This is a genomic window from Vibrio sp. 10N.222.48.A3, from assembly GCF_041475345.1.
GTDB classification, from domain to species: Bacteria; Pseudomonadota; Gammaproteobacteria; order Enterobacterales; family Vibrionaceae; genus Vibrio; species Vibrio tasmaniensis_A.
Genome location: NZ_JBFRVX010000068.1, coordinates 1 through 6,560 on the forward strand (window position 1 = coordinate 1; position 6,560 = coordinate 6,560).

The 6,560-nt window shown below is 45.1% G+C and carries 4 protein-coding genes; 2 read left to right on the forward strand and 2 right to left on the reverse strand.

Annotated features, from left to right (window positions below):
* Together AB4653_RS02480 and AB4653_RS02485 are read right to left on the reverse strand one after the other, a co-directional pair.
* The coding region (locus AB4653_RS02480; protein ID WP_372103249.1) for a DUF2057 family protein at positions 1-586 on the reverse strand (586 nt) is incomplete at its 3' end.
* A 289-nt stretch (positions 587-875) separates the two neighbouring features.
* A complete protein-coding gene (locus tag AB4653_RS02485; RefSeq protein WP_004730480.1) occupies positions 876-2,438 on the reverse strand; it encodes an arylsulfatase in 1,563 nt (520 codons plus the stop codon).
* Between the two features lie 346 nt (positions 2,439-2,784).
* Here AB4653_RS02485 and AB4653_RS02490 point away from each other — a divergent pair, with 346 nt between their 5' ends.
* Together AB4653_RS02490 and AB4653_RS02495 are read left to right on the forward strand one after the other, a co-directional pair.
* Positions 2,785-4,332, forward strand: coding sequence for an arylsulfatase (locus AB4653_RS02490; RefSeq protein WP_009844956.1), 1,548 nt, complete (start codon positions 2,785-2,787; stop codon positions 4,330-4,332).
* A 209-nt stretch (positions 4,333-4,541) separates the two neighbouring features.
* A partial coding sequence (locus tag AB4653_RS02495) for a multiheme c-type cytochrome (RefSeq protein ID WP_372103252.1) occupies positions 4,542-6,560 on the forward strand: 2,019 nt, incomplete at its 3' end.

Sequence of the window (6,560 nt, forward strand, 5' to 3'; positions counted from 1 at the left end):
ACATTTCTTCAGCTGTGTTAGCCGCATTTCCATCAATTTTTGCTGGAAGTGTTACAGGTTGAACAACCGCCGCTGTTGCGCCTGCTGTTGTACCTATAGCTAGTGCAGCAATGCCGCCTTGCTGGTTGTATTCTTTTGCTTCTTGAGGGTATTTACGTCCAATTTGCATACCGTCTTTAACTAGCTTGTCTTGCTTAACGCTGATTTCATTCTGGTTCTCGTCAACAAGGCTCCACTCTAAGTTTTTAAACCCAGATTTTGCTTCTGCTGTGTTGCGGTATTTTGGCAGGTCGAAAGTCAGTGTGGTATCAGTCGCATCGAATGTTGCGATAACAGCGTCGCTGTCTACGAATTCACGATCGTTACCTTTATCAAATGCAAGTTGATATTGGAATACGATTTGGTTTTGGCCATCTGGTAACGTCAGTGTTTTATGAGAAGAGAATAAGCCGCCGTCTAAGTCAGGCTTAGCTTCGTTAACCGCAAGAATATCAACACTGGATGGAACTTGGATTTCAACGTCAGCTAATACTGAAGGTGCAGCAACGATAGCTGAGAGTAGGGCAATGCTTTGGGTTGTCTTCATAATCATACAGTTGTTAGGGTGAGTTAAAATACAATCGCACGCATATCTCTGTATTTCAAGTGATGTCCGTGGGATTTGAAAAAATTTGCGTAATCTTAACGTAACGGTCATAAACGAGGCGAGCTACAAGGCTATGCGAGTAAATGTATGCGGATAACCTTGTTCGTCACTCGTTTGTTAAAGGCTTATGTGGGACAGTTTTCATTGTTGATATACTGAAAAGCCGTGATAGCGCTTGAGCTATCACGGCTTGGTTTCACTTTCCTAGGGCTGGTTAAGCTTTAGCTAATTATTTAGCTTGCGCTGCTGCCGCTTCTAGTTGCTTAAGTTTACCTTGAAGCATGTAAGCATTCTGGTTGAAGTTACCAGGGTTCAACACTTGGCTTTGCTGCATAGGGTAGTCAGGTAGCGTGTTCATGAACTCTTGTACTTTGCCGCCTACAGGTACGAATAGCCACATGTTGTCTGCCATCCAACGTAAGTACATGCCCGATTCGTGTGGTGCTTTTTCGAATGGATCAGCACGTAGGTGAACGACTTGAGGCCAGTTTGGTTGGAAACGCACGGCATCAACAATGTTACCGTCCATAACAGCGAATGAAATCTTGAAGTCATTCCAACGTACCGCATTTAGTTCAGCGTTAGCAGAGAAGTAAAGCATGCTGTCACGAGGGCCTTTCTCTTCTTTACCTTGGAAGTAAGGTAGGAAGTTGTAACCATCTAGGTGTACACGCCAGTTTTTACCGTTGTAAGTAGCACCTTTATCAGAAGCAAGCTTCTCAACAACTTTATCATCACCAGCGGCTGCTAGTAGAGTCGGGATCCAGTCTTGGTGACCCATGATGTCGTTGATCTTAGTTCCCGGCTTGATAGTACCAGGCCAGCGAACTAGCTGAGGAACACGCATACCGCCTTCGTAAGTTGTACCTTTCTCCCCGTGGAAGTAAGTAGCACCGCCATCAGGCCAAGAAACTGTCTCTGCACCGTTATCGGTAGAGTAGATTACGATAGTGTTGTCTGCGATCTTAAGCTCATCAAGTTTGTCTAGGAGGATACCCACTTGGTCATCATGCTCTAGCATGCCGTCTGCGTAGATGCTGATACCCGATGCGCCTTGGTATTTTTCTTGTAGACGAGTCCACACGTGCATGCGAGTCGTGTTGTGCCAGATGAAGAATGGTTTGTCAGCTTTCACTGCTTTTTCCATGAATGCTAAAGATTCTTCTAGGAACTCTTCATCCGCGTGCTCCATACGCTTACGCGTCATAGGACCTGTATCTTCAATCTTACCGTCAGAAGTCGACTTGATTACACCACGAGGGCCAAAGTTCTTACGGAACTCAGGATCTTTAGGGTAGTAGTAAGTCTCTGGCTCTTCTTCCGCGTTTAGGTGGTACAGGTTACCGAAGAACTGGTCAAAACCGTGGTTCGTTGGAAGGTGTTTGTCTTGGTCACCCATGTGGTTCTTACCGAACTGAGCGGTCATGTAGCCCTGTTCTTTAAGAAGGTCTGCGATCGTTGGAGCCCAATCAGGGATGCCGTGGTCAGAGCCCGGCATACCGATAGTCAGTAGACCTGTACGGAAAGGTTCTTGACCGGTTAGGAATGCAGCACGGCCAGCAGTACATGATTGTTGACCGTAATGGTCAGTAAATAGTGCGCCTTCGTTAGCAATACGGTCGATGTTAGGTGTTTCATAACCCATCATGCCGTTGTTGTATGCACTGATGTTGAATACACCAATGTCATCACCCCAGATAGCAAGAATGTTTGGTTTTTCTGCTGCTGTTGCCGCTGAAGAAGCTGCTAATAAGCCAACACCTAATGCTAGTTTATTAATTTTAGTACCCATAAGGACTCCAATTCACTTTTAAGATTAATGCGTTAGAACAACACATCGATGAGCAAATGTTATTCTCAAAATTCCGTTCCGTCCTTTTATAGTGCTTATAACCAATCGTTATGATGTCTAGTTAACTTGTTGATTCATATGAGTTCTAGTGTGTTGCCAGAACAACCCCTTAGTTTGTATGTGTGATCCTTATCATGTTTGTTGCCGTAAACCTTATCGATGACTTCTGTATCCATATCTCGATGAAAATGACAAAAATATTAATAGCTTAGGTAATCTCGCGTATGCGCAAAAAATGAACTATACGTTGTAGGGCAGGATGCAAATAACTTACGAAGAGGTTTCTATGACAGCGAAGTATGGCGCTAAACGTCGATTAGCGATTTTGGGTACAGCAATGATGGCCGCGTCTAGCGCCACTTTTGCAGCAGAAAAGCCAAATATATTGGTCATTTGGGGGGACGACATTGGTCAATCCAATGTGAGTGCGTACACCTTTGGTTTAATGGGTTACAAAACGCCCAATATTGATAGCATCGCCAAAGAAGGGATGATGTTTACCGATTATTACGCTGAACAATCGTGTACTGCGGGTCGCTCTACCTTTATTACGGGACAAAGTGTATTACGAACGGGTTTAAGTAAAGTAGGCCTTCCAGGAGCAGACATTGGTTTGCAAGCGGAGGATGCAACGATTGCAGAAATGCTTAAACCTATGGGGTACATGACAGGTCAATTTGGTAAAAACCACCTTGGCGATAAAGATGAATTCCTTCCAACAGCACACGGGTTTGACGAATTTTTTGGCAACCTTTACCACCTGAATGCTGAAGAAGAACCGGAGAATGAAGATTACCCAACTGACCCAGAGTTCCGTAAGAAATTTGGCCCTCGTGGTGTGATCAAATCATTCGCTGATGGCAAGATTGAAGATACAGGCCCACTAACGCGTAAGCGTATGGAAACGGTCGATGAAGAAACACTAGACGCGGCACTTGATTTCATGGATCGCGCAGTGAAAGCGGACAAACCATTCTTCGTTTGGTGGAACGCAACAAGAATGCACTTTAGAACGCACGTGCAGCCAGATAGCAAAGGTGTAACCGGCATCAGTAATTACGCTGATGGTATGGTTGAGCACGATCGACACGTTGGACAACTATTGAAGCAAGTGGATGAGTTGGGCATCAAAGACAACACCATCGTTTTCTACTCAACGGATAACGGTCCACACATGAACTCTTGGCCTGATGCCGGTACAACGCCGTTCCGTGGTGAGAAAAACACCAACTGGGAAGGCGCATACCGTGTACCAGCAATGGTTCGTTGGCCAGGAAAGATTGAACCGGGCAGTGTTTCAAATGAAATCATGCACCACATGGACTGGATGCCAACCTTCGTTGCAGCTGCTGGTGATGATCAGATCAAAGAGAAACTACTGAAAGGTCATACTGCGGGTGATAAAACGTTTAAAGTGCACCTAGATGGTTACAACTTCCTTCCTTACCTAACCGGAGAAGAAGAGAAAGGCCGTCGTTCGGAGATATTCTACTTTACCGATGACGGTGACCTTGCGGCACTTCGTTACAACCAATGGAAAGCGGTGTTCATGGAGCAGCGTGCGACGGGTACCATGCAAATTTGGGCAGAACCGTTTGTAACGTTACGTCTTCCTAAGCTGTTTAACCTCCGAATGGACCCATACGAAAACGCAGATATCACATCGAATACTTACTATGACTGGTTGTTAGACCATGCTTATATGTTTGTTCCTGCTCAAGCGTATGTTGGCAAGTTCTTAGAAACCTTTGCTGAATACCCGCCACGCCAAAAAGCAGCGAGCTTTAGCTTGGATCAGGTTATGGAGAAACTTCAAGAGAACCATAATAAGTAAGCTTTGGTTTATTGAAACTGATAGTTTGATGAAACTGCTAACACGAAAGAGCTCTTCGGAGCTCTTTTTTTTATGCGCATATCGATGAGTAAATACCAGTCGTGAATATGAGTCACAACAATCAAGCTCACTGCCACTAAATAATTGTAAATTCATTGTTTTTACGTCTACCTTATTAAGCATAAGGATGTATAAAAACAAGGAATGTTATGTCTGCATGGTTGTGCTCACTAGTGAACGGATTGAAACACCAGCGAGTTGCAGTATTATCCGCAATGTTGTCTTTACCTATGTTGTCGACACTCAGTGTCAATGTGTATGCTAATGAACAAGCTCCAGCGACTGAAGCTACGCTTATTGGTTCAGGAACTTTAGATGCCAGCTCTCCCAAGGCTACGTATGTCGGTTCTGAAGCATGCGTTGACTGTCACAGCGAAGAAGTGGAAGCGTGGCAAGGCTCTCATCATGACATGGCGATGAAACACGCTACAGATGAATCTGTATTAGGCGATTTCAACGATCAAACGGTCACTCATGGCGGTAAACCCAACCGATTTTTTCGCAAGGGTGAAGAGTTCTGGGTCAATATCGAAGGCCCAGACGGGCAATTCAAAGATTACAAAATCAGCTATACCTTTGCCTTTGAACCATTACAACAGTACATGGTTGAGTTTGAAGACGGTCGAGTACAGTTGATTCCTTTCGCTTGGGACTCTCGCACTGAGGGCGAAGGCGGTCAACGCTGGTTTAACCTCTACCCGGATACCACCAACACTGATGAATTCTACTGGACCAACAGCGGTCAAAACTGGAACTTCATGTGTGCCGATTGCCACTCAACGAATCTAGAGAAAAACTACGACAGCGCGAGCAATACCTATAACACTACTTGGTCTGAGATTAATGTCGGTTGTGAAGCCTGTCATGGCCCTGCAAGCGAGCACGTTAAACAAGCCCAGCTAGCAAATTACAAGTCAGTAAAAGCCAACGGCGAAAAGGATGTTCAAGCCTCCGCGCATTATGGCTTTGATCGCGACTTGTCGAAATCGGTGAAAGAATGGATCTACCAAGAGGGCAACTCAACCCTACAACCAAAAGACATCATCCATACCAATCAGGTTCAAACCTGTGCGCAATGCCACAGCAGACGTACTCAGTTAAATGAAACTGGAGATCACGTTAACGGGTCTTTCTTTGATGAGTATCGTCTAAGTTTGATTACTCCTGAGCTTTACCATAACGATGGTCAAATCTACGATGAAGATTACGTTTACGGATCTTTCCTTCAATCAGTGATGGCTGAAAAAGGCGTCACATGTACTAACTGCCACGATCCCCATACCGCAGAATTAAAAATTGCAGAGGAAGCTGTATGTAGCCAATGTCACATTGCTTCTGAATACACGCCTGAAAAGCACACCTTCCACGAGGCGAATACCGAAGCTTCACAATGTACGACTTGTCACATGCCTGAGACGACTTACATGGAGGTCGACCCAAGACGTGACCATAGTTGGCATATCCCGCGTCCTGATATTAGCCAACATATTAAAACGCCGAACGTGTGTACTAGCTGTCATGAAGATCAAACCGACCAGTGGGCAGATAAGCAAATCGGTGAGTGGTTCCCAGATTCTAAGTATCGTAATCAGCAGCACTTTGCCGTTGCCTTTTATGCTGACTCAATAGGGCACAGAGGGGCAGAGGATGCGTTGGCATACTCGGCTCAGGACTCTAGCTTAAGCAATATCATTCGTGCATCGAGCTTAGAACGTTTGGGCGGCAATACGGGTAAGAATACGCTTATCTCGCTAGCAAGAGCGGTGAAACATGATGATGAAATGATCCGTTTGGGCGTTGTGCAAGGCTCGTCTGGTTTCCCATTCACTGACCGTTGGCAGATTTTAGAACCGCTACTGAAAGACCCTGTATTGTCGATTCGTTCAGAAACCGCAGGTGCATTAGTGCGTTACTGGGGAGAAATGAATCCTCTGCAGAAAGACCAAATCAAGCCTGCATTGGAAGAGTACATTGAGATACAGCAATTTAATTCCGATAGAGGATTTGGACGTACTAACCTAGGCAACGTTTACCGCGATCTAGGCCAATATCAAAAAGCGATTGAGTTTTATCAAGGTGCTATCGAAATCGAGCCTTATTTCGAAAACAGCTACGCCAACTTAGCGGATTTGTATCGAGCGCAAGGTAACGAAGCAAAAGCGCTGTCG

Excerpts from the sequence above, each read along its gene's own strand:
- AB4653_RS02485 (WP_004730480.1), bottom strand. The coding sequence starts at position 2,438 with ATGGGTACTAAAATTAATAAACTAGCATTAGGTGTTGGCTTATTAGCA.
- AB4653_RS02490 (WP_009844956.1), top strand. The coding sequence starts at position 2,785 with ATGACAGCGAAGTATGGCGCTAAACGTCGATTAGCGATTTTGGGTACA.